This window comes from Pantoea sp. ICBG 828, from assembly GCF_002928355.1.
Taxonomy (GTDB): domain Bacteria; phylum Pseudomonadota; class Gammaproteobacteria; order Enterobacterales; family Enterobacteriaceae; genus Pantoea; species Pantoea dispersa.
Genome location: NZ_POWN01000010.1, coordinates 1 through 22,243 on the forward strand (window position 1 = coordinate 1; position 22,243 = coordinate 22,243).

The 22,243-nt window shown below is 56.8% G+C and carries 22 protein-coding genes; 13 read left to right on the plus strand and 9 right to left on the minus strand.

What is annotated here, in order from left to right:
* The first annotated feature begins 490 nt into the window (after nucleotides 1–490).
* The 11 genes from glmU to C1Y43_RS20230 all read left to right on the plus strand — a co-directional run bounded on the left by glmU (nucleotide 491) and on the right by C1Y43_RS20230 (nucleotide 11,969).
* Nucleotides 491–1,861: a bifunctional UDP-N-acetylglucosamine diphosphorylase/glucosamine-1-phosphate N-acetyltransferase GlmU gene (gene glmU / locus C1Y43_RS20180; RefSeq protein ID WP_104189482.1), complete on the plus strand. Its 1,371-nt coding sequence runs from the start codon at nucleotides 491–493 to the stop codon at nucleotides 1,859–1,861.
* A gap of 180 nt (nucleotides 1,862–2,041) precedes the next feature.
* Nucleotides 2,042–3,871 (plus strand): glutamine--fructose-6-phosphate transaminase (isomerizing), encoded by a 1,830-nt coding sequence (glmS, locus tag C1Y43_RS20185; protein WP_104189484.1) that lies wholly within the window; start codon nucleotides 2,042–2,044, stop codon nucleotides 3,869–3,871.
* A 233-nt stretch (nucleotides 3,872–4,104) separates the two neighbouring features.
* Nucleotides 4,105–4,587, plus strand: a complete 483-nt coding sequence (locus tag C1Y43_RS20190; RefSeq protein ID WP_058775623.1) for a fimbrial protein — start codon at nucleotides 4,105–4,107, stop codon at nucleotides 4,585–4,587.
* Entirely contained in the window at nucleotides 4,588–5,079 is a 492-nt protein-coding gene (locus tag C1Y43_RS20195) for a fimbrial protein (RefSeq protein WP_104189486.1), read from the plus strand.
* Nucleotides 5,080–5,114: 35 nt separating this feature from the next.
* Complete coding sequence (locus C1Y43_RS20200) at nucleotides 5,115–5,924, plus strand: hypothetical protein (protein ID WP_104094320.1); 810 nt, start codon at nucleotides 5,115–5,117, stop codon at nucleotides 5,922–5,924.
* 143 nt (nucleotides 5,925–6,067) lie between these two features.
* Nucleotides 6,068–7,111 carry a phosphate ABC transporter substrate-binding protein PstS gene (gene pstS, locus C1Y43_RS20205; protein WP_021506928.1) on the plus strand — a complete coding sequence of 348 codons (1,044 nt, stop codon included), beginning with the start codon at nucleotides 6,068–6,070 and terminating at the stop codon, nucleotides 7,109–7,111.
* Between the two features lie 86 nt (nucleotides 7,112–7,197).
* Nucleotides 7,198–8,160, plus strand: coding sequence for a phosphate ABC transporter permease PstC (gene pstC, locus C1Y43_RS20210; protein WP_104189488.1), 963 nt, complete (start codon nucleotides 7,198–7,200; stop codon nucleotides 8,158–8,160).
* Entirely contained in the window at nucleotides 8,157–9,044 is an 888-nt protein-coding gene (pstA, locus tag C1Y43_RS20215) for a phosphate ABC transporter permease PstA (RefSeq protein WP_104189490.1), read from the plus strand. The genes pstC and pstA overlap by 4 nt, the downstream gene beginning before the upstream one ends.
* Nucleotides 9,045–9,088: 44 nt before the next feature.
* Entirely contained in the window at nucleotides 9,089–9,862 is a 774-nt protein-coding gene (pstB, locus tag C1Y43_RS20220; RefSeq protein ID WP_021506925.1) for a phosphate ABC transporter ATP-binding protein PstB, read from the plus strand.
* Nucleotides 9,863–9,876: 14 nt separating this feature from the next.
* Nucleotides 9,877–10,611 (plus strand): phosphate signaling complex protein PhoU, encoded by a 735-nt coding sequence (gene phoU / locus C1Y43_RS20225; RefSeq protein WP_021506924.1) that lies wholly within the window; start codon nucleotides 9,877–9,879, stop codon nucleotides 10,609–10,611.
* A 119-nt stretch (nucleotides 10,612–10,730) separates the two neighbouring features.
* A complete protein-coding gene (locus tag C1Y43_RS20230; protein WP_104189492.1) occupies nucleotides 10,731–11,969 on the plus strand; it encodes an MFS transporter in 1,239 nt (412 codons plus the stop codon).
* 313 nt (nucleotides 11,970–12,282) lie between these two features.
* Here C1Y43_RS20230 and yieH read toward each other — a convergent pair whose 3' ends face one another.
* Nucleotides 12,283–12,945: a 6-phosphogluconate phosphatase gene (gene yieH, locus C1Y43_RS20235; RefSeq protein WP_104189494.1), complete on the minus strand. Its 663-nt coding sequence runs from the start codon at nucleotides 12,943–12,945 to the stop codon at nucleotides 12,283–12,285.
* 151 nt (nucleotides 12,946–13,096) lie between these two features.
* Between yieH and C1Y43_RS20240 the strand changes: the two genes are divergently transcribed.
* Nucleotides 13,097–14,410, plus strand: a complete 1,314-nt coding sequence (locus C1Y43_RS20240; protein WP_058770726.1) for an NCS2 family permease — start codon at nucleotides 13,097–13,099, stop codon at nucleotides 14,408–14,410.
* 27 nt (nucleotides 14,411–14,437) lie between these two features.
* Here the strand turns inward: C1Y43_RS20240 and C1Y43_RS20245 are convergent, their stop codons facing one another.
* Complete coding sequence (locus C1Y43_RS20245; protein ID WP_031279602.1) at nucleotides 14,438–15,202, minus strand: 4'-phosphopantetheinyl transferase superfamily protein; 765 nt, start codon at nucleotides 15,200–15,202, stop codon at nucleotides 14,438–14,440.
* A gap of 293 nt (nucleotides 15,203–15,495) precedes the next feature.
* Here C1Y43_RS20245 and C1Y43_RS20250 point away from each other — a divergent pair, with 293 nt between their 5' ends.
* The gene (locus C1Y43_RS20250; protein WP_031279601.1) at nucleotides 15,496–16,005 is read left to right on the plus strand and encodes a flavin reductase family protein; all 510 of its coding nucleotides are present in this window, start codon (nucleotides 15,496–15,498) and stop codon (nucleotides 16,003–16,005) included.
* Between the two features lie 41 nt (nucleotides 16,006–16,046).
* On the opposite strand, the gene C1Y43_RS20255 is transcribed toward C1Y43_RS20250, so the two are convergent.
* The 7 genes from C1Y43_RS20255 to rnpA form a co-directional block, all read right to left on the minus strand.
* A complete protein-coding gene (locus tag C1Y43_RS20255) occupies nucleotides 16,047–16,637 on the minus strand; it encodes a malonic semialdehyde reductase (RefSeq protein ID WP_021506918.1) in 591 nt (196 codons plus the stop codon).
* A 149-nt stretch (nucleotides 16,638–16,786) separates the two neighbouring features.
* The gene (locus C1Y43_RS20260; protein WP_104094319.1) at nucleotides 16,787–18,097 is read right to left on the minus strand and encodes a type II toxin-antitoxin system HipA family toxin; all 1,311 of its coding nucleotides are present in this window, start codon (nucleotides 18,095–18,097) and stop codon (nucleotides 16,787–16,789) included.
* Entirely contained in the window at nucleotides 18,097–18,354 is a 258-nt protein-coding gene (locus tag C1Y43_RS20265; protein ID WP_104189496.1) for a helix-turn-helix domain-containing protein, read from the minus strand. The genes C1Y43_RS20260 and C1Y43_RS20265 overlap by 1 nt, the downstream gene beginning before the upstream one ends.
* 207 nt (nucleotides 18,355–18,561) lie before the next feature.
* Entirely contained in the window at nucleotides 18,562–19,926 is a 1,365-nt protein-coding gene (mnmE, locus tag C1Y43_RS20270; protein WP_021506917.1) for a tRNA uridine-5-carboxymethylaminomethyl(34) synthesis GTPase MnmE, read from the minus strand.
* A gap of 80 nt (nucleotides 19,927–20,006) precedes the next feature.
* Nucleotides 20,007–21,653: a membrane protein insertase YidC gene (gene yidC, locus C1Y43_RS20275; RefSeq protein ID WP_021506916.1), complete on the minus strand. Its 1,647-nt coding sequence runs from the start codon at nucleotides 21,651–21,653 to the stop codon at nucleotides 20,007–20,009.
* Nucleotides 21,654–21,655: 2 nt separating this feature from the next.
* Nucleotides 21,656–21,913, minus strand: a complete 258-nt coding sequence (yidD, locus tag C1Y43_RS20280) for a membrane protein insertion efficiency factor YidD (RefSeq protein ID WP_071813586.1) — start codon at nucleotides 21,911–21,913, stop codon at nucleotides 21,656–21,658.
* A complete protein-coding gene (rnpA, locus tag C1Y43_RS20285; protein ID WP_040679622.1) occupies nucleotides 21,877–22,236 on the minus strand; it encodes a ribonuclease P protein component in 360 nt (119 codons plus the stop codon). The genes yidD and rnpA overlap by 37 nt, the downstream gene beginning before the upstream one ends.
* Nucleotides 22,237–22,243 lie beyond the last annotated feature (7 nt).

A 22,243-nucleotide genomic window follows, 5' to 3' on the forward strand; every position in this document is an offset into this window, starting at 1 on the left:
AGGCATACGGGTTTGCATAGATTCTCCTTAACAGCACAGGGAAACCGCCATGACCATCCTTATGGATGCGTGCTCGGGGCACAGGATACCGTCCGGTCTTGAAGGCGGGAGTTAAGTTGCCGGGGATAAATCTACGAAGCAGGCTTTATGCCCAGGGGGCGCCCCCATCTCACCAGCAACTTCCCGATGATCAGTCGGGGATCATCATACCCGGAGGAGAATGATCGGGATATAAGGGGCGCCATTCATGGCGACCAAATGTCGGTACGCATAAATGCGCATGCTGTCCAAAACCGCACAATCACCCCGTAGGGGCGCCATTTATGGCGACCGAAAATGGCGCAACGCCCTTACCTTATGCCCTCCGCGGCGACCCGTGCTGGCCACTCGCCACCACTCATCCTCTTCCGCTAATTTCGCACGGAGAAAAATGTAGTAATCTCAGGGGTAAACCTTACACTTTCGAAAGCTAAATTGAGTCAGGATAGTTATGTCGACAAGCGCAATGAGCGTGGTGATCCTCGCCGCTGGCAAAGGCACCCGCATGTATTCCGATCTGCCTAAGGTGCTGCACAGCCTGGCAGGTAAACCAATGGTGCAACACGTTATTGATGCCGCTACCGGCCTCGGCGCACAGCAGGTGCATCTGGTCTACGGCCACGGCGGTGAATTGCTGCAGGAGAAACTGGCGCATAACCCGCTGAACTGGGTGTTGCAGGCGGAACAGCTCGGCACCGGCCATGCCATGCAGCAGGCGGCACCGTTCTTCGCCGATGACGAAGATATCCTGATGCTGTACGGCGATGTCCCGCTGATCGCCCAGGAAACCCTGCAGCGTCTGCGCGACGCCAAACCCGCTGGCGGCATCGGGCTGCTCACCGTGGTGCTGGATAACCCCACCGGCTACGGACGCATCGTGCGCGAAAACGGCACCATCACCGGCATCGTGGAGCAAAAAGATGCGTCAGCCGAACAGCTGAAGATTCAGGAGATCAACACCGGCATCCTGATCGCCAACGGTGCCGACCTGAAGCGCTGGCTGGCGCAGCTCAACAACCACAATGCGCAGGGCGAATTCTACATCACCGATATCATCGCCATGGCGCATCAGGAAGGCCGCGTGATCAACGCAGTGCACCCGACGCGTATCAGCGAAACCGACGGCGTGAACAATCGTCTGCAGCTTTCCACTCTGGAGCGCACTTATCAACGCGAGCAGGCAGAAAAGCTGCTGCTGGCTGGCGTCATGCTGCGCGATCCGGCGCGCTTCGATCTGCGCGGTACGCTGCAGCACGGTCGTGATGTCGATATTGATACCAACGTGATCATTGAAGGTAACGTCACGCTGGGCCATCGGGTAAAAATTGGCGCTGGCTGCATCATTAAAAACAGCGTGATTGCCGATGACTGCGAAATCAGCCCTTATTCGGTGATTGAAGATGCCACGCTGGCCGCCGCCTGCACCGTCGGGCCGTTTGCGCGCCTGCGTCCGGGCAGCGAACTGGCTGAACAGGCGCACGTCGGCAACTTCGTCGAGATGAAGAAAGCGACGCTGGGTAAAGGCTCTAAGGCCGGCCATCTGTCGTACCTCGGGGATGCGGAGATTGGCGCGGGCGTGAATATCGGTGCCGGCACCATCACCTGCAACTACGACGGTGCCAACAAGTTTAAAACCATTATCGGCGACAACGTGTTTGTCGGCTCGGACACCCAGCTGGTGGCCCCGGTCAGCGTAGCGGCGGGCGCCACCATCGCCGCCGGCACAACGGTGATGAAAGACGTTACCGCTGCCGATCTGGTCTATAACCGCAAAGAGCAAAATCAGAAGTCTGGCTGGCAGCGTCCGGTTAAGAAAAAATAAATGTCAGGGCCGGCAAAGATCGGCCCGGTATTAAAAACCCGACATATTCCGGTTTTCAGGCAGCTAACGCACCTGCAACCTGGAATAGGAAGGGATATCCCCCACTCTCTACAAGGCTCGGGGAACAATCAGGTCAGATGACAACGCAATGGCCGAAAGCCATGACGTCAGGAAATTACTATGTGTGGAATTGTTGGTGCAGTAGCGCAGCGTGATATCGCAGAAATTCTGCTGGAAGGGCTGCGTCGTCTTGAGTATCGCGGTTATGACTCTGCCGGTCTGGCGGTTGTCGATCGCCAGGGCCACATGACGCGGTTGCGTCGTCTGGGTAAAGTGGCCAATCTGGCAGAAGCGGCGGAGCAGCAGCCGCTGATTGGCGGAACCGGCATCGCGCACACCCGCTGGGCGACGCACGGTGAGCCGTCGGAAGCCAATGCGCACCCGCACGTCTCAGAGCACATTATTATTGTGCACAACGGCATCATTGAGAACCACGAACCGCTGCGTGAGCAGATGATCGCACGCGGTTACCGCTTTGCCTCCGAAACCGATACCGAAGTGGTGGCGCACCTGGTGCACTGGGAGCAGAAACAGGGCGGTACGCTGCGCGAAGTGGTACTGCGGGTGATCCCGCAACTGCGCGGGGCGTATGGCATGGTGATCATGGACAGCCGCGATCCGTCGGTGCTGGTGGCTGCGCGTTCCGGCAGCCCGCTGGTGATTGGCCGCGGCGTGGGCGAAAACTTTATCGCTTCCGATCAGCTGGCGCTGCTGCCGGTGACCCGCCGCTTTATCTACCTCGAAGAGGGGGATATTGCCGAAATTACCCGCCGCGAAGTGACGATTATCGATCGCCACGGTAACCAGGCACAGCGCGCGGAGATCGAATCCAATGCGCAGTACGATGCCGGCGACAAAGGCGTTTACCGCCATTACATGCAGAAAGAGATCTACGAACAGCCGAACGCCATCAAAAACACGCTGGCCGGCCGCTTTCATGACGGCATTGTTGATCTCAGCGAACTGGGCGCTAACGCGGAAACGCTGCTGAGCCAGGTGGAACACATCCAGATCATCGCCTGCGGCACTTCCTACAACTCCGGCATGGTGTCGCGTTACTGGTTTGAGTCGCTGGCCAACATCCCGTGTGACGTGGAAATCGCCTCCGAATTCCGCTATCGCAAATCTGCGGTGCGTAAAAACAGCCTGCTGATCACCCTGTCGCAATCCGGTGAAACCGCCGATACGCTGGCAGCGCTGCGCCTGTCCAAAGAGCTGGGCTATCTCGGTTCGCTGGCCATCTGCAACGTGGCCGGTTCGTCACTGGTGCGTGAGTCAGATCTGGCGCTGATGACCAAAGCCGGCACCGAAATTGGCGTGGCCTCGACCAAAGCATTCACCACCCAGCTGACGGTACTGCTGATGCTAGTGGCGAAGCTGGGCCGTCTGCACGGCATGCGCGCTGACACCGAGCATGAGATTGTCCATGCGCTGCAGGCACTGCCGAGCCGCATTGAACAGATGCTGGCGCAGGATAAAGTGATCGAGAATCTCGCCGAAGGCTTCTCTGACAAGCATCACGCGCTGTTCCTCGGCCGTGGCGATCAGTATCCGATTGCCATGGAAGGGGCGCTGAAGCTGAAAGAGATCTCCTATATCCACGCCGAAGCTTATGCGGCGGGCGAGCTGAAGCACGGTCCGCTGGCGCTGATTGATGCCGATATGCCGGTGATTGTGGTGGCACCAAACAACGAGCTGCTGGAGAAGCTGAAATCCAACATCGAAGAGGTGCGCGCGCGCGGCGGTCTGCTGTATGTGTTTGCCGACCAGAATGCCGGTTTCAGCGACAGCGAAGGCATGAAAATCATCCCGCTGCCGCACGTTGAAGAGGTGATTGCCCCAATCTTCTACACCGTGCCGCTGCAGCTGCTCTCCTACCACGTGGCGCTGATCAAAGGCACCGACGTCGACCAGCCGCGTAACCTGGCGAAATCGGTTACGGTGGAATAAGCGTAGCCCGGTCTGGAAACAGGCCGGTTTTTTTAACTCATTGTTGTTCCGATTAAATTAATCGTGAATTCTGTGAACGTTGTGAATTAATTTTTTCCTGATATGTGAAATCAACTTTCATAATTCGCTGGCTCTCCTTCACTTCTTTTTTGTTTAACTTTAATTTAACCTTTCAGTCATAAGCTTTCTGATGCATGTAGCAAGCCAAACTCGTTCTCTGCATGTAGGAATTTATGGCGCGTTATTTCATATTTACTTTTTTGTGTCTGATGCTTTTATCCGATGCACTGGCATCGTCATTCAGTGTGAATATTTCCGGTAACGTGATGGTACCTGCCGACTGTAAAATAAATAATGGTATGCCGATTAGTGTTAATTTCGGTGATGTGCGCACCGATAAAATAGATGGGAAAGCGTATCAGCAACCTGTGTCATTTACGCTTTCCTGCACTAATCTTCCCTCTAATGCGCTTAAACTCCAGCTACAGGGGAATGCAGCCAGCTTTGATAGCGGTGCGTTACGCGCATCAGTCAGCGGTTTAGGTATTGCGTTTTTTAAGTCTAACGCTGAAAGGTTAAATATTAATACCAGCTGGGTAAACTTTACTTATCCCGCGCTGCCGGTTATTACGGCCGTCCCGGTGAAAGATAACAGCAGTAGTTTAACGGGTGGAAGTTTTACTTCAGCGGCAACACTGGTAGTGGAACTGCAATAAATGAAACGTACGTGGTTAATGGCACTATTGCTGCCCGCTATGCTGAAGTATAGCGCAGTGGCTGCTTTCAGCGTGCAGGCTAACTTCAGTGGAAAACTCATCGAGCCGCCGTTATGTCAGATTAACGGCGAAAAGCCAATTCTAGTGGAGTTTGGTTCAGTGGTTATTTCCCAAATCAATGGCGACAGCTACAGAAAACCTGTCTCCTGGACGTTAACCTGTAGCAATAATCCCGATAAGAGTATGCGTGTACAAATCAGTGGCACCGGAAGCGCATTTAATTCTGCTTTGCTGGCGACCAGCCAGCGTGATTTGGCGATTCAGATATTAAGCGGTAAAAATGGCGAAAACGCCCTGGCACTGAATAACTGGCTGCCGTTTACCTTTCCTGCGCTGCCCGTCATTCAGGTGGTACCGGTGAAAAAAAACGCCGCGGTGTTAACCAGCGGTGACTTTTCTGCTTTTGCTGCGCTGGTGGTTGAGTACCAGTAGATGATCGGCGTTGACGCAACCACAGGATTAGACCAATGCTAACAGGGCTTGTTTTCCGCTATCTGGCTTTTTTCGCTGGCCTGCTGCTGTTCTTTTCAGCGCAAGCGATGGAAGCCCCGCGCGTGGATGGCATTCGCTGGGTCAACGCAAGCCAGGTTGAAATTACCTGGTCAGTGGTGGATGTCGGTATGATATCCGGCTATGCCCGCTGTAACTCTTCAGAGAGAACCTGCGCAGCAGGCATCGGTGTCAGCGCCTGGTTTATCGGGCATGGCACCGTATTCAGCGCTGCGGGCGGGCCACAAATTTACGTCGATCAGGGCGAGAGCCTGGCCTCGGTGGCTGAACGTTTTATCCGTTTTAATGGTCGGGGTGGCAAGTTTCTGCGTAACTCAGATACCCGTTATTACAGTTCATACTGCGGCAGCTTTGTGACAGCCTCCGCGACCGTAACTGACTATTCCGGAATGGTTGCGCCCTGGGCACCTTGCGTCAACATTCCGGTGGTGCCGGTATCCTGTTCGGTAAGCGGAGCCGCGCTGAATATTAATCATGGTACGCTGGCCCCGGCCGCCGTTAATGGCGCCAAAGCCAGCGTTAACTTCTCGCTTTTCTGCAACCGTGATGTGAATATCAGTTTTGCGCTTGCCGGTGGGATCAATATCCTCAAACTGAGCAACAACATCAGTACGCTGTTATCACTGGCTGACGGGAGTCTGAATAAACCGCGATTAGTGCGGGCTAACGTGACGACGCCGTTCACGCTGATTTCGACGCTCTCCTCAACAACCCCCAGTCCCGGTAACTTTACCGGCAGCACGGTGGTTTTCATTAATTACCTCTGATTTGCCAGCCGACCCGGTTGTCATATAACTGTCACAATTCGTACATTTCACTGTCATCAAACTGTCCTATTTTGCCTCCAGCAGCAATCAATGACTCTTACTAAAACGGCGTCAAGCCTGATTTTTAATCCCCTGGAGGGAACATGACACTGATGCGTAGCACCGTAGCCCGAATTCTCGCCGCCACCTTCGCAGTAAGCGCGGTTTCTGCTTTTGCAGCCACCGACCTGACAGGCGCAGGCGGGACGTTCCCGGCACCGGTTTATGCCAAGTGGGCAGCAGAGTATCAGCAAGCCACCGGTAGCAAAATCAACTATCAGGGTATTGGTTCCTCGGGTGGCGTGAAGCAAATCATCGCCAAAACCGTGGATTTCGGTGCGTCCGATGCGCCGATGAAAGAAGAAGATCTGCAGAAAAATGGCCTGTTCCAGTTCCCGACGGTGATCGGTGGCGTGGTGCTGGCGGTGAACATTCCCGGCGTTAAATCTGGTGAGCTGACGCTCGACGGTAAAACGGTCGGCGACATCTATCTCGGCACCATCAAAAAGTGGAACGATCCGGCGATCACCAAACTGAACCCGGGCGTGAAGCTGCCAGACACCAACATCAACGTGGTGCGCCGCGCGGATGGTTCCGGCACCTCTTTCGTCTTCACCAGCTACCTGTCTAAAGTGAATGAGACCTGGAACAGCAAAATCGGTAAAGGCAACACCGTCAACTGGCCAACCGGTCTGGGCGGTAAAGGTAATGACGGCGTGGCCGCGTTTGTACAGCGTCTGCCAGGCTCGATTGGCTACGTAGAGTACGCCTACGCCAAACAGAACAACCTGACTTACACCAAACTGGTTGATGCCGATGGCAAGCCAGTGGCACCGAGCGAAGCCAGCTTTGCGAACGCCGCCAAAGGCGCTGACTGGAGCAAATCCTTTGCCCAGGACCTGACCTTCCAGAAAGGCAACGACGCATGGCCGATCACTTCAACCACCTTCATCCTGATCTACAAAGAGCAGGCGAATGCAGAGAAGGGCAGTGAAGTGCTGAAGTTCTTTGACTGGGCGTACAAAGGCGGCAGCAAAACGGCTACGGCGCTGGATTACGCTGCGCTGCCAGAGAGCGTAGCGAATCAGATTCGTGCTGCCTGGAAAGCCAACATCAAAGACAGTTCCGGTAAAGCGCTGTACCAGTAAGTGTATGACCCGGCCAGCGTCCGCGCTGGCCAGCCTGATGGGCGGCCTTGTTGCCGCCCTGATTACCCTCTGAGATCGAGAATTCTATGGCTGCCACTAAGCCGACGTTTAAAGCACCGGGCAAGCAAGGCGACATGATATTCGGCGCGCTGGTGAAGCTCTCCGCGCTAATCGTGTTACTGCTGCTGGGTGGCATTATCGTCTCCCTGATTTTCTCCTCCTGGCCGAGCATCCAGAAATTTGGCTTCTCCTTTCTGTGGACCAAAACCTGGGATGCGCCAAACGAAGAATTTGGTGCGCTGGTGCCGATTTACGGCACCCTCATGACCTCACTGATTGCCTTAATCATCGCGGTGCCGGTGAGTTTCGGTATCGCCCTGTTTCTGACCGAACTGGCGCCAAACTGGCTGCGCCGTCCGCTGGGTACCGCGATTGAGCTGCTGGCGGCCATTCCCAGCATCGTGTACGGCATGTGGGGCCTGTTTATCTTTGCTCCGCTGTTCGCGGAGTATTTCCAGACGCCGGTTGGCGACGTGCTGGCAAATATCCCGATCGTCGGCGCGCTGTTCTCCGGTCCGGCCTTCGGCATCGGCATTCTGGCGGCGGGCGTGATCCTCGCCATCATGATCATCCCTTACATCGCCTCGGTGATGCGCGATGTGTTCGAACAGACGCCGGTAATGATGAAAGAGTCAGCCTACGGCATCGGCTGTACCACCTGGGAAGTGATCTGGCGCATCGTGCTGCCGTTTACCAAAAACGGCGTGATCGGCGGCGTGATGCTGGGGCTCGGCCGCGCGCTGGGCGAAACCATGGCGGTCACCTTTATCATCGGTAATACCTACCAGCTGGACAGCGCGTCGCTGTTTATGCCCGGCAACAGTATCACCTCAGCGCTGGCGAACGAGTTCGCCGAAGCCGAATCCGGCGTGCACGTGGCGGCGCTGATGGAGCTTGGCCTGATTCTGTTCGTGATTACCTTTATCGTTCTGGCGATCTCCAAACTGATGATCCTGCGTCTGGCGAAGAGTGAAGGAGCCCGTTCATGACAGCAATTGAAATGCAGGCGCGCGCCGAGCTGGAAGCCTCACGCCGTAAAATGCAGGCGTGGCGCAGCACCAAAAACAAAATTGCCCTGACGCTCTCGCTGCTGACCATGGCGTTCGGCCTGTTCTGGCTGATCTGGATTTTGTTCACCACCGTCACGAAAGGGATCGATGGCCTGAGCTGGACGCTGTTAACCGAATCCACGCCGCCGCCCAACACCGCGGGCGGTGGTCTGGCGAACGCCCTGGCGGGCAGCGGCCTGCTGATCTTCTGGTCCACCTTCTTTGGCACGCCGCTGGGCATTCTGGCGGGTATCTACCTGGCAGAATATGGCCGCAAGCACTGGCTGGCGGAAGTGATTCGCTTCATCAACGACATCCTGCTGTCCGCACCGTCAATTGTGGTCGGCCTGTTCGTGTACACCATCGTGGTGGCGCAGATGCAGCACTTCTCCGGCTGGGCCGGTGTGATAGCGCTGGCGCTGCTACAGGTGCCTATTGTGATTCGTACCACCGAGAACATGCTGCGGCTGGTGCCGGACAGCATGCGTGAAGCGGCTTATGCGCTGGGCACGCCGAAGTGGAAGATGATCTCAGCTATTACGCTGAAAGCCTCGGTCTCCGGCATCATTACCGGTGTGCTGCTGGCGATTGCGCGCATTGCCGGTGAAACCGCACCGCTGCTGTTCACCGCGCTGTCGAACCAGTTCTGGAGCACCGACATGATGCAGCCGCTGGCCAACCTGCCGGTGACCATCTTCAAATTCGCCATGAGCCCGTTTGCCGAATGGCAGAGCCTGGCGTGGGCCGGTGTGCTGATTATTACGCTGTGCGTGCTGCTGCTGAACATCGTGGCGCGCGTGATTTTCGCCAAAGGCAAACACTAATTTTCCGGCGCGGCTTCGGCGGCGCTGCACATGAGAGATGAGCAATGAGTATGGCAACTCCTTCTGCCGGTAAAATTCAGGTGCGCAATCTGAACTTCCACTACGGTAAGTTCCACGCGCTGAAGAACATTAATCTGGATATCGCCAAAAACCAGGTGACGGCGTTTATCGGTCCGTCGGGCTGCGGCAAATCCACCCTGCTGCGCACCTTCAACAAAATGTACTCGCTCTATCCGGAGCAGCGTGCTGAGGGTGAAATTCTGCTGGATGGCGACAACATTCTGGCATCGCATCAGGATATCGCCCTGCTGCGCGCGCGCGTCGGCATGGTGTTCCAGAAGCCGACGCCGTTCCCGATGTCGATTTATGACAACATCGCCTTTGGCGTGCGGCTGTTTGAGAAGCTGTCGCGTGCCGATATGGATGAGCGCGTGCAGTGGGCGCTGAGCAAAGCCGCGCTGTGGAATGAAACCAAAGACAAGCTGCACCAGAGCGGTTACAGTCTCTCCGGCGGTCAGCAGCAGCGCCTGTGCATCGCGCGCGGCATCGCGATTCGCCCGGAAGTGCTGCTGCTGGATGAGCCATGTTCGGCGCTGGACCCGATCTCTACCGGACGCATCGAAGAGCTGATCACCGAGCTGAAGCAGGATTACACCGTGGTCATCGTGACCCACAACATGCAGCAGGCGGCGCGCTGTTCCGATCACACGGCGTTTATGTATCTGGGCGAGCTGATTGAGTTCAGCGACACCGACACGCTGTTTACCAAGCCAGCGCAGAAGCAGACAGAAGATTACATCACCGGTCGTTACGGCTGATTCAGGAGAGAAACATGGATAATTTAAATCTGAACAAACATATCTCCGGTCAGTTCAACGCGGAGCTGGAGCACATTCGTACTCAGGTGATGATCATGGGTGGCATGGTGGAGCAGCAGCTTACCGATGCCATCACCGCGATGCATAACCAGGATGGCGAACTGGCACGCCGGGTGATCGACGGTGACCAGAAGGTCAACATGATGGAAGTGGAGATTGATGAAGCCTGTGTGCGCATCATCGCCAAGCGTCAGCCTACCGCCAGCGACCTGCGTCTGGTGATGGCGATCATCAAAACCATTTCGGAGCTGGAACGCATCGGCGACGTGGCGGAGAAGATCAGCCGTACCGCGCTGGAGAAGTTCGGTCAGCAGCATCTGCCGCTGCTGGTGAGCCTTGAGTCGCTCGGGCATCACACCGTGCAGATGCTGCACGACGTGCTGGATGCCTTCGCGCGCATGGATCTCAACGAAGCCATTAAGATCTACCGCGAAGACAAAAAGGTGGATAAAGAGTACGAAGGCATTGTGCGCCAGCTGATGACCTACATGATGGAAGATCCGCGCACCATTCCCAGCGTGCTCACCGCGCTGTTCTGCGCGCGTGCCATCGAGCGTATCGGTGACCGCTGCCAGAACATCTGCGAAATTATCTTCTATTTCGTGAAAGGTCAGGATTTCCGTCACGTTGGCGGTGACAAGCTGGATGAACTGCTGTCGGGCGACGACGGCAGCAATAAACCCTCCTGATTGACGTGATGACTGCCTGTTAGCGCTGAGGCTGACAGGCAGTGCGCTTGATTTCTGCCTGTTCTCAACCTGCCGCTCTCTTTATACTTGGCGCACATTTTTCTGCCAGGTGCTGTTTTATGTCCTCTGCAAATAACAACAAAACCGCCGTTACGCCGGCGAAAGCGATGGTGGCTGCCGTCAGCGGCTATGCCATGGATGGATTTGATCTGCTGATTCTGGGCTTTATGCTGCCGGCGATCAGCGTGTCGCTGGCGCTGGATGCGTCGCAGGCCGGCTCGCTGGTAACCTGGACGCTGATCGGCGCGGTGGTCGGCGGCATTGTGTTTGGTCATCTGAGCGATCGCTATGGCCGCATCCGCATTCTGACCGTCACCATCCTGATGTTCTCGCTGTTCACCGGGCTGTGCGCTGTTGCGCAGGGCTACTGGGATCTGCTGGCGTATCGTACGCTGGCCGGCATGGGGCTGGGCGGTGAGTTTGGCATCGGCATGGCGCTGATTGCCGAAGCCTGGCCGAAGGAGAAGCGCAACCGCGCCTCGGCGTGGGTGGGTATCGGCTGGCAGCTCGGCGTATTGCTGGCGGCCTTTATCACGCCGCTGCTGCTGAGCGTGATTGGCTGGCGCGGTATGTTCCTGGTTGGCCTGCTGCCGGCGCTGGTGTCGTTTGTGATTCGCCGCAGCATGGGCGAGCCGGAAGCCTTCACCCGCCATGTGGAAAAAGCCCCGCAGCTCTCCTTTTCCGCGCGCATTAAACTGCTGTTTGCCGATCGCGCCACCAGCAAAGCCAGCCTCGGCATTCTGATTCTTTGTTCGGTGCAGAATTTCGGTTATTACGGCCTGATGATCTGGATGCCAAGCTATCTCTCTTCCAGCTTCGGCTTCAGCCTGACCAAATCCGGCCTGTGGACGGCCGTTACGGTGGTGGGCATGACGTTTGGTATCTGGCTGTTCGGCGTGCTGGCGGACCGCTTTGCGCGCTGGAAGATTTTCCTGCTGTACCAGTTTGGCGCCGTGGCGATGGTGGTGGTTTACGCCCAGCTGCGCGACCCGACGGTGATGCTGTTTACCGGTGCCATCATGGGGATGTTTGTTAACGGCATGATTGGCGGCTACGGCGCGCTGATCTCGGACACTTTCCCACCGCAGGCGCGCGCCACTGCGCAGAATGTGTTGTTTAACCTCGGCCGCGGCGTCGGCGGTTTCGGCCCGCTGGTGATCGGCATGCTGGCCACGCATATTTCGTTCACTGCTGCGATTACGCTGCTGGCGCTGATTTACCTGCTGGATATTGTCGCTACGCTGTTCCTGCTGCCAAAAAGCCAGGGCAATGAGGATTCGCTGGGCGCGATTGGGTGATTTTTTCCCCTCACCCTAACCCTCTCCCGCAAACGGGAGAGGGAACCGCTCAGTGCGGTTTCATAAACCTGTACTTCACCTTAACACCCGCTCGATCGGCCCCTTCTCCCGCAAACGGGAGAGGGAACCGCTCAGTGCGGTTTCATAAACCTGTGCTTCACCTTAACACCCGCTCGATCGGCCCCTTCTCCCGCAAACGGGAGAGGGAACCGTTCAGTGCGGTTTTACAAACCTGTGCTTCACCTTAACACCCGCTCGATCGGCCCCTTCTCCCGCTGGCGGGAGAAGGCTGGGATGAGGGGGCTGCGCGCACCTACCTGACCAAATCCCAGCCACGTGCACGCCACAGTGCTGGCAGCTGCGCCATATCGTCAAAACGCGTCACCAGCGGGTGATCAATCACCGGATTGTGTGCATCGGCACAGTAATAAAACACCGGTATGCCAGCGGCGATGCCAGCCCGCGCGCCAGCCTCTGAATCATCCACCAGAATGCACTTTTCAATCGGCACCTGCATCTGTTCCGCCGCGTGATACATCAGCTCCGGATCCGGCTTCCAGTGATTAATGTCATAGCCGCTGTACAGGCGTCCGCTCAGATACGGCAGCATGCCGGTCAGCCCCAGTGAATGCTCCATCTTCTTCACCGTACCGTTCGACACCACGCACATCGGCACCTTCACTCGCTCCACCAGCGCTCTGGCGCCGGCAATCGGCTGCAGATCAAGATCAAACAGGCGCGCCACTTCCGCGCGGTAGGCACTTTCCACCTCAGCCAGCTGCAGCGTCACCTGATGCTGTGCCGTCACATCGCGGATGATGTCGTAAAGCTTCACCCCTTTGTACTGCTCAAACATCTGCTGCAGCGAGAGTTCGATACCGTAACGGGCAAAGGTGTTGACGTAGGACTGCGTGCAGATCACTTCGCTGTCGACCAGCGTGCCATCGCAATCAAAAAAGATACATTCAACTGACATCGCACCTCATCCTTTTAGTAAACAATAAGCTGTCACTCTAGCGCACTCAGCGCAGAAAGCGACCCCAGGCAACCGGTTGCGAAAAATCAGTGTTTTGCGGCGCTAAAGTCTATAGGATACGCGGCGATAAATTTTTCATCGGAACAGCGAAATGAACGAGCAGGGCCTTTTGCAGCGTATTTTCAGGCTGCAGGAACACGGAACCACCGCGCGCACCGAAGTGATTGCCGGTTTCACTACTTTCCTGACGATGGTGTACATCGTCTTCGTTAACCCGCAGATTCTTGGTGCCGCAGGCATGGACACCCAGGCGGTGTTTGTCACCACCTGCGTGATTGCTGCGTTCGGCAGCATCCTGATGGGGCTGGTGGCCAATCTGCCGGTGGCGCTGGCACCGGCCATGGGCCTCAACGCCTTCTTTGCCTTTGTGGTGGTGGGTGCGATGGGCTACTCGTGGCAGGTTGGTATGGGCGCGATCTTCTGGGGCGCGCTGGGGCTGCTGATCCTGACGCTGCTGCGCGTACGCTACTGGATGATCGCCAATATTCCGCTCAGCCTGCGCGTGGGCATCACCGCCGGTATTGGTCTGTTCATCGCCATGATGGGGCTGAAAAACGCCGGCATTATTGTGCCCAACGCGGACACCATCGTGACCGTCGGCAACCTGGCCTCGCACAACGTGCTGCTCGGCGCGCTCGGCTTCTTTATCATTGCGATTCTGGCGTCGCGCAACATCCACGCGGCGGTGCTGGTTTCTATTGTAGTGACCACCGCGATCGGTCTGCTGCTGGGCGACGTGAAGTTTACCGGGCTGTTCGCCGCGCCGCCGGCTATCACCTCGGTGGTCGGCCAGGTCGATATCAAAGGCGCGTTCAACGTGAGCATGGCGGGCGTGATCTTTGCCTTCATGCTGGTCAATCTGTTTGACTCATCCGGTACGCTGATTGGCGTAACTGATAAAGCGGGCCTGACCGATGAGAAAGGTACTTTTCCGCGCATGAAACAGGCGCTGTACGTGGATAGCATCAGCTCCGTCACCGGTTCGCTGATCGGCACCTCTTCGGTGACGGCGTACATCGAAAGCTCATCCGGCGTGGCGATTGGTGGCCGTACCGGCCTGATGGCGGTAGTGACCGGCATCCTGTTCCTGCTGGTGATGTTCCTGTCGCCGCTGGCTGCCATGGTGCCCGCCTATGCGGCGGCCGGCGCGCTGATTTATGTCGGCGTACTGATGACGGCTTCGCTGGCGCGCGTGCGCTGGGACGATCTCACCGAAGCGGTGCCGGCGTTTGTCACGGCGGCGATGATGCCGTTCAGCTTCTCGATCACCGAAGGTATTGCGCTCGGTTTTATTTCTTACTGCGTGATGAAACTCGGCACCGGACGCTGGCGTGAAATCAGCCCGTGCGTGGTGGTGGTGGCGCTGCTGTTTGTGCTGAAAATCGCTTTTATCGACGCGCACTAAACGCAACAGGCCGCGGGTGCGGCCTGGTTATCCGGGATGCCTGACTTCCGGCTGACTGGCGACACGCTCGCCGGGCAGGCTGGTGAGGCGCAGGGTGCGCGGCCCGATGTTGGGTTTGCTCATCTCCACATCGCGCAGCGACTGCCACTGCTGCTGCGCATCAATCTCCCACAGCCGTAAACGCTCAGTGCCGGGCGACAGCGCGCAGGACCACACCAGCGTCGGCTCGGCATCACACACCGCCTGAATATCGGGATAGACGCTGGATCGCAGCCGGCCGGCCGCCGGATGCAGCCGCAGCGCATCAATACCGCTGTTGGCTTCGCCGGTCAGTTTGAGGATGCTCTGGCGTAGCGTCCAGATCTGCGTCACCGCTTCCATAAAATCCTGCTGGGCGTTAATCCACGCCTTTTCACCCGATGACAGCCCCTGCGTGAGGGCATCCTGCGCCTGACGGCTATGCGCCCGGACGATTTCCATATCCAGGCCAGCGCGCCCGCCTTCTTCCGCCAGCAGCACGCCGACCATGTTACCGGCATAGGAGATACTGAAGTCAGGCAGATTAGGATCGGCAAAGCAGGGACGACCGCTGCTGCTGGCGATCAGCGGTGGCAGGTCACGAATACCATAGACGCGCAGCATCAGCTGGGCCAGCAGCGCGCGTGCGGCAAGAAAGCGGCCGCGGCGCTTATCAGGCAGGTGCCCGGCGCTGGTCATCACATCCTGTGGAACCCGCATGGTCTCTGGGGTGAGGGGCGGGTTAACCACCCAACGAACAAAATGACTAGCCATCTGTCGCTCCGTGAAAATGGTCGGATAATCATCAGGGCTATTGTAAGAATTTTCTCATGGGTTTGCATCCGGCTTACGCTGGATAGCCAGTAAATTCAGATAAGGACGAGGCGAATCTCATTGCCATGAGCTGCAATTGAATATGAGGCTTTTGCACATTGGTGTCGGATGGGGTGCCGAAGCGGCGGATGTGGTGTAGGATTTGGACAGGAAAGAGCTGCACAATGAAGTGCTTAAATTATTCACCTATCTGCCAATCGTGCGCATCGCAAACCATGCACGTCGGAGTTGTTATGTCTGTTACCTCTCTTGCTCGCCAGGAATCGATCTCGCTGGATGAATTTCGTCACGGCATGCGCCGTCTCACTGCCGGTGTCTCGCTGGTGACCACCTCATCCAGCGGAGAAAAGTTCGGGCTGATCGCCACCTCGGTCAGCTCGCTGGCAGCGGAACCGCCCAGCCTGCTGGTCTGCGTTAACCGCAGCGCATCAAGCCACGATGCCATTCTGCAGGCGGGCTACTTTGCCGTGAACGTTCTGCGCGAGCAGCACGATGACCTATGCGCGCAATTCAGCTCGCCGACGCGCCGTGCTGAGCGTTTCCAGAGCGGTGAATGGCAAACCCTTAATACGGGCGCGCCCGTGCTGGCTGATGCGCTGGTGAGCTTCGATTGTCAGCTGGAAAAAACGGTGGAGTGGAACACCCACAGCGTGCTGCTGGCGCGTATCGTGGGTATTGCGCTGCCGGGCGAAGCGACAGCGCCGATGGTCTACTTCAACAGCGGTTTTCACTCGCTGGGCTAAGTCATGGCGCAGCGCGTCGGGCGGCTGCGCGGCTTAACGCATCAGGCAAATTTGCTGGCTTCGTCAAAGCTCAGACGCGGCAGGCGCGGATGCAGCTTGCTGGCTTCGCCATAGCCGAGGTTGATCAGTAAGTTGACCTGCCAGTTATTTTCGCTGAAGAACGCGGCGTTAACTTTAGCCGGATCAAAACCGGACATCGGGCCGGCATCGAGTCCCAGCGAGCGGGCCGCCAGAATCAGATAGCCCGCCTGCAGGCTGCTGTTGCGAAACGCGGTCTCTTTGGCCAAATCCGGGCTGCTGGTAAACCAGCTGCGTGCATCGCCATGCGGGAACAGTTTTGGCAGTGCTTCATAAAAGGTCGGATCCCACGCCACAATCACCGTCACCGGTGCCGCCATGGTCTTATCCACATTGCCTGAGGAGAGCGCCGGCTTCAGCTTCTCTTTACCTTCCTGAGACGTCACGAACACAAAGCGGCCCGGCGAGCAGTTGGCTGAGGTCGGCCCCAGCGCCGTCAGCGCATAGAGCTGCTTCAGCACCTCCTGCGAAATCGGTTTATCCTGCCAGTAGCTATGGGTGCGGGCTTCAGTAAACAGCGCGTTCAGCGCCACGCTGTCGAGCGGTGTACTCATGTTTCTCTCCTGTTCAGGCAACAACCTGCGCCTGATTTTTAGCATGAATAATGGATGTGGCCGCTGCGTTTACGCGGCGACCCTCAACCGTTATACGACAAAGGCGAAGGCGCGCCAAATAACAAACACGCATGACAACCGTTGAACGTTTACTGCTGCAGACGCGCGGCCCGCGCCTTAAAGCCATTGAGGATGGTCTGGCTCACGCGTAACGGGAAGGCTGCAGGGATTTGCTCCTGCACGCGTTGGATCACTTCTGGCGTTCTGGCTCTGAACTCATCGAGGATGTGTGCCATCGCCGTCAGGGCAAATTTTGTCGTTTTTGCGGTTTCTATAAAATGGCGGGGAAAAATGTGTTCGATGGCGGCTTTCCGGCCTTTGCTCCCGTTCAGTCCCATTGCCAGCTTTGCATCACGAATGTGTAATCCCGCACCGCCAATCACGGGATAAATGGAAAGAATGTCGTAAAACGGCGTCAGGCGAAAACGTCCTTCCGCTTCGATAAAAATAGAAAAGTTTTTGGCATGGCCATCGGTGGCCGCCAGCAGCCAAAACAGGACCTGAGCTTTCATGAAATCATATCGATCCTGTTCTGCATTAACTGAATTCAGGAGATAATCCATAATCGCAGAAATGCCCGGGCCGCCGTGGCTTTCATATTTTCCTGCTGCGGGCACATTCAGCACCTGACAAAAATCTTCCTGGGGTAACCGCATGATCCACTGTCCATCCGATGCATAACGCCGATCAAACCGCTCCACGGCCAGTGCTTTAATTTTCCCGGTGTTTACGATAAAGCAAGGGGGAACTGCCAGGCCAAATTCTCTGGCAATCAGCGTACAAAGCCACTCATTCTCCACGCTATCTGAAAGATCGATGCGATGCGAATGGCTCTGAATATTGCCAATCGGCAATTTTAAAATGTGGGTGGTGGGCGTATTGCCCTGCGGCAGGCACCACTGTTGATCGATGCGTAACAGCGCCGTTTTCTCCTGCGCGCCAGCCAGTGAAATACGAAAATCCGTCAGCTCTTCCAGCATGCCAAGCGGTGCGCCTGACTGATAGCCTGAAAGGATTTTTTCCAGTTCGCTATCGCTTAACCGGCGGTAATCGATCGTTCGGACAGTGTGCGGTTTACTGTCAGGCGGTAACAATTGCAGCGCACCAATGGTGTCGCTGCCGACTTTTGCGAGTAAGTCAAAGGGCTGGGTGGAGCTGGCCTGATAGCGAGACAGAATACGTGCGCGAATTTCAGGGTTATCAGGCAGCAGGTTATCAAAAAAGTTATAGACCTCCGCGCCCTTGTAAGGCTGGTGGCGCAAAGGCATGGAGAGGGATATCGGTCGGCTACCCGGCTGATTCAGCCAGCTCTCATAATATCTGAAGGTGTGTGCACCGGTTGCTGCCCTGCTGAAAACGCCTGTCCGATAGCCGTTCATGTAGACATCCAGTTCTGTCATCACCACTCCTCCTTCCAGCCGTCCGGGTCCTGTTTGGCCGATGGCAAACCACGGGGTTTTATCTCCATTTCCAGATCCAGAGCAGCGAGAATACGAAACAGTGTGTCCAGTCGGGTGGTTTCTGGCTGTAGCTCGAAGCTCGAGACGGTATCCTGGCGTATACCAATTTTGCTGGCGACTTTCGCTTGCGAGAGTGCCTCTGTGAGTCTTCTATCTTTGAGATATGAACTTAATTGTTTGGCGCTGGTGATTTTCATAGCGGCGCTCCAGTCTGGCAATCGTGATACCATTACACGCTATTGCGTGTGAAGCAAGGTTTACCCGCTATCGCAGGTAAGCCCGGCTTCACGCGCAACTGGCGGTAGTGAACTGGGGTTAACGCGGGTTAATAATACCGGGAAGAACAGCGTGGAGTGGCTGACGAACGGTAAAGACGCCGCCAGCCATTAATATAAAGGTTTGTTTTACTTACCAATACAAAAGCTGGAAAAAATCCGGCCCAGCAGATCGTCGGAGGTAAACTCGCCGGTGATTTCACTCAGCGCCTGCTGCGCCAGCCGTAGCTCTTCGGCCAGCAGTTCGCCCGCCCAGGCTCCCAGCAGCTGATCTTTGCCTTGCTGTAAGTGAGTGGCTGCTAACTCCAGCGCCTGCAGATGGCGGCGACGCGCGAGGAAGCCGCCTTCCATATTGCCGGCGAAGCCCATGCTCTGTTTCAGGTGCTCGCGCAGCGTATCGACGCCAGCGCCGGTGCGCGCCGACAGACGAATAAGTGAGTGGCCATTTACTTCTGTCAGGCCCAGCGTTTCACCCGTCATGTCCGCTTTATTACGTACCACGGTAATTGGCAACGCGGCCGGTAAGCGCGCCACGAAATCAGGCCAGATGGCGGCGGCTTCAGTGGCGTCAGTGGTGGTGCCATCCACCATGAACAGGACGCGATCCGCCTGCTCAATCTCCTGCCAGGCGCGTTCAATGCCGATACGTTCCACTTCGTCGCTGGCTTCACGCAAACCGGCAGTATCGATGATGTGCAGCGGCATGCCGTCGATGTGGATGTGCTCGCGCAGCACGTCACGCGTGGTGCCGGCGATATCCGTGACGATCGCTGCTTCGCGTCCGGCCAGTGCGTTGAGCAGGCTCGATTTCCCGGCGTTGGGACGACCGGCAATCACCACTTTCATCCCTTCACGCAGCAGGCTGCCCTGACGCGCTTCGGCGCGGACGCCGTTGAGATCGCCGATCACCGCATTCAGCTGCGCTTCGATTTTGCCGTCGGAAAGGAAGTCGATCTCCTCATCCGGAAAATCAATCGCCGCTTCCACATAGATGCGCAGGTGAGTAAGTGCTTCCACTAACGCATTAACGCGCAGTGAAAAGGCACCCTGCAGCGAGTTGACGGCGGAGCGGGCGGCCTGCTCGGAGCTGGCATCAATCAGATCGGCAATCGCTTCAGCCTGCGCCAGGTCGAGCTTGTCATTCAGAAAGGCGCGTTCCGAGAACTCGCCCGGCTGCGCAATGCGCACACCCGGCAGCGCCACAATGCGCTTCAGCAGCAGATCGAGAATCACCGGACCGCCGTGGCCCTGCAGCTCCAGCACATCTTCGCCGGTAAAGGAGTTCGGACCCGGGAACCACAGCGCGATGCCCTGATCCAGCACGCTGCCATCAGCATCGTTAAAGGGCAGATAGTCGGCGTAGCGCGGCTTTGGCAGCTTGCCCAGCACGGCCTGCGCCACCTCAGCGGCTTTGCCACCGGAAATACGCAGAATACCGACGCCACCACGGCCGGGAGGCGTCGCCTGGGCAACAATAGTGTCACTGTGGCTCATAAGTACCTTCTTCCAAAAAAAACAGGGCGGCATAAATGCCGCCCCTGGAGATGTTGCGTCCTGCTCAGCGTTGCCGGGCGTTACGCTTTCTTCTTGTCGCGGCTGTGTAAACCACGCTTTTCCAGCCCGCGATAAATCAGCTGCTGCTGGAGAATGGTTACCAGGTTGCTGACGATGTAGTACAGCACCAGACCTGACGGGAACCACAGGAAGAACACGGTAAAGATAACCGGCATGTAAGTCATGATCTTCTGCTGCATCGGATCGGTCACGGTGGTCGGTGACATCTTCTGAATGAAGAACATGGTGATACCCATGATGACCGGCAGAATGTAGTACGGGTCCTGCGCGGACAGGTCATGGATCCACAGTACAAACGGAGCATGACGCAGTTCAACGGAACCGGACAGCATGTAGTACAGCGCCAGGAAGATTGGCATCTGGATAACCAGTGGCAGACAGCCGCCCAGCGGGTTCACTTTCTCCGCCTTATACAGCGCCATCATCTCCTGGCTCTGCTTCTGCTTATCATCACCCAGACGTTCACGCATGGCCTGAATCTTCGGCTGCAGCATACGCATCTTGGCCATCGAGGTGTACTGCGCTTTGGTCAGCGGGTACATGATGCCACGCACGATGAAGGTGATAACGATAATGGAGAAGCCCCAGTTACCGATAAAGCTGTGCAGGAATTTCAGCAGCTTAAACAGCGGCTGAGAGATGAACCACAGCCAGCCGTAATCCACAGTCAGATCGAGGTGCGGCGCGATAGCGGCCATTTTGTCCTGGATTTCCGGACCCACCCACAGAGTGGCACCGAGATCCTGCTGCGCGCCGGCGGCGATGGTCACAGGCGCCGACTTATAGCCGATTGCCGCCACACCATTGCCGAGATTGCTGGTGTACAGCGTATTGTTACCCTGAGTGCGCGGCACCCATGCGGTCGCAAAATACTGCTGCAGCATCGCCACCCAGCCGTTGCTGGTGGTGGTGTTCAGGTTCTCGTTATCAGCGATGGTATCGAATTTGTATTTTTCATACTTCGCATCGCTGGTCGAGTAAGCGGCACCACGGAAAGTGTGCAGCGCAAAGTTATTGCTGCCGGTATCGCGATGCTTCGGCAGATCGATCGTCTGCTTCAGCTGACCAAACATCGCCACTTCCAGCGGCTGCTGCGAGGCGTTATTGATGTTGTAGTCGACGTTAACCGCGAATTCGCCACGTTTGAACACGAAGGTTTTGGTGTAAACCACGCCGTTCTCACCGGTCCAGCTCAGCGGCACGCGCAGCTCGGTCTGGCCATCGGCCATCTCGAAGTGATCCTGGGAAGCGGTATACAGCGGACGTGCGCCGTTGTTCGGGTTATCCGGACCGTTACGGCCGGTTAAGCCGCTCTGCGCCTGATAAACGAAGGCCGGAGTGGTTTCCAGCAGCTGGAACGGCGCGTCTGAACCCAGTTTGTCCGGGTAAGTCAGCAGCTGTGCCTGCTCGATATCACCGCCGCGGGTATTAATGTTGAGTGACAGGACATCAGTCTTAACGGTGATCGTTTTGCCCTGGCCGCTAGCCGGCACGCCGGAAGAGGCGGCATCACCCGCTGCGCTGCTTGTGTTCTGCGTGGTCTGGGTCTGCTGTGGCTGCGGAGCGTGGTCCGTCTGCCAGGCTTGCCAGATCATAAAAGACACGAACAGAAAAGCGATGAGAAAGAGATTGCGTTGCGAATCCATCGTTAATGTTCTCTGGTATCAAAGGTTTTTGGCGGCACCGGATCGTCGCCACCCGGGTTCAAAGGGTGGCATTTTAATACGCGTTTAATCGTCAACCAACTGCCTTTTAACATGCCGAAGCGGCGTACAGCTTCCACCCCATACTGCGAGCAGGTGGGATGGAACCGGCAATGAGGTCCCAGCAGTGGGCTGATGGCGCGTTGATAAACGCGTATCAGGGCGATCAGGAGCCGCGCGCCAGGCGACAGTGACGACGCCATAATTTCTCCAACGCTTCCGTCAGTGCACGGTTATCGAGGTCAGCAATCCCTTTTTTCGCCACGATGACAAAATCCATCGGCGGTAGCTCGTGTTGACGCAAACGAAAGCTTTCGCGGGTCAATCGCTTGATCCGGTTGCGTTCATGGGCGCGTTTCACGTGCTTCTTGGCGACGGTAAGACCGATGCGGGGATGCCCCAGCGAATTAAGGCGGCCGAGGATGGTGATTTGCGGCGTGCCAGCCCGAAGAGGTTGCTGGAAGACGAAAGTGAAATGAGCGGGAGTTAACAAACGTAACTCCCTGGGAAATGCGAGCTTAACCACGAGGGTT

What these genes read in the sequence shown, in the direction of transcription:
- glmU (WP_104189482.1), top strand. Translation starts at nt 491, where the DNA reads ATGTCGACAAGCGCAATGAGCGTGGTGATCCTCGCCGCTGGCAAAGGC.
- glmS (WP_104189484.1), top strand. Translation starts at nt 2,042, where the DNA reads ATGTGTGGAATTGTTGGTGCAGTAGCGCAGCGTGATATCGCAGAAATT.
- C1Y43_RS20190 (WP_058775623.1), top strand. Translation starts at nt 4,105, where the DNA reads ATGGCGCGTTATTTCATATTTACTTTTTTGTGTCTGATGCTTTTATCC.
- C1Y43_RS20195 (WP_104189486.1), top strand. Translation starts at nt 4,588, where the DNA reads ATGAAACGTACGTGGTTAATGGCACTATTGCTGCCCGCTATGCTGAAG.
- C1Y43_RS20200 (WP_104094320.1), top strand. Translation starts at nt 5,115, where the DNA reads ATGCTAACAGGGCTTGTTTTCCGCTATCTGGCTTTTTTCGCTGGCCTG.
- pstS (WP_021506928.1), top strand. Translation starts at nt 6,068, where the DNA reads ATGACACTGATGCGTAGCACCGTAGCCCGAATTCTCGCCGCCACCTTC.
- pstC (WP_104189488.1), top strand. Translation starts at nt 7,198, where the DNA reads ATGGCTGCCACTAAGCCGACGTTTAAAGCACCGGGCAAGCAAGGCGAC.
- pstA (WP_104189490.1), top strand. Translation starts at nt 8,157, where the DNA reads ATGACAGCAATTGAAATGCAGGCGCGCGCCGAGCTGGAAGCCTCACGC.
- pstB (WP_021506925.1), top strand. Translation starts at nt 9,089, where the DNA reads ATGAGTATGGCAACTCCTTCTGCCGGTAAAATTCAGGTGCGCAATCTG.
- phoU (WP_021506924.1), top strand. Translation starts at nt 9,877, where the DNA reads ATGGATAATTTAAATCTGAACAAACATATCTCCGGTCAGTTCAACGCG.
- C1Y43_RS20230 (WP_104189492.1), top strand. Translation starts at nt 10,731, where the DNA reads ATGTCCTCTGCAAATAACAACAAAACCGCCGTTACGCCGGCGAAAGCG.
- yieH (WP_104189494.1), bottom strand. Translation starts at nt 12,945, where the DNA reads ATGTCAGTTGAATGTATCTTTTTTGATTGCGATGGCACGCTGGTCGAC.
- C1Y43_RS20240 (WP_058770726.1), top strand. Translation starts at nt 13,097, where the DNA reads ATGAACGAGCAGGGCCTTTTGCAGCGTATTTTCAGGCTGCAGGAACAC.
- C1Y43_RS20245 (WP_031279602.1), bottom strand. Translation starts at nt 15,202, where the DNA reads ATGGCTAGTCATTTTGTTCGTTGGGTGGTTAACCCGCCCCTCACCCCA.
- C1Y43_RS20250 (WP_031279601.1), top strand. Translation starts at nt 15,496, where the DNA reads ATGTCTGTTACCTCTCTTGCTCGCCAGGAATCGATCTCGCTGGATGAA.
- C1Y43_RS20255 (WP_021506918.1), bottom strand. Translation starts at nt 16,637, where the DNA reads ATGAGTACACCGCTCGACAGCGTGGCGCTGAACGCGCTGTTTACTGAA.
- C1Y43_RS20260 (WP_104094319.1), bottom strand. Translation starts at nt 18,097, where the DNA reads ATGACAGAACTGGATGTCTACATGAACGGCTATCGGACAGGCGTTTTC.
- C1Y43_RS20265 (WP_104189496.1), bottom strand. Translation starts at nt 18,354, where the DNA reads ATGAAAATCACCAGCGCCAAACAATTAAGTTCATATCTCAAAGATAGA.
- mnmE (WP_021506917.1), bottom strand. Translation starts at nt 19,926, where the DNA reads ATGAGCCACAGTGACACTATTGTTGCCCAGGCGACGCCTCCCGGCCGT.
- yidC (WP_021506916.1), bottom strand. Translation starts at nt 21,653, where the DNA reads ATGGATTCGCAACGCAATCTCTTTCTCATCGCTTTTCTGTTCGTGTCT.
- yidD (WP_071813586.1), bottom strand. Translation starts at nt 21,913, where the DNA reads ATGGCGTCGTCACTGTCGCCTGGCGCGCGGCTCCTGATCGCCCTGATA.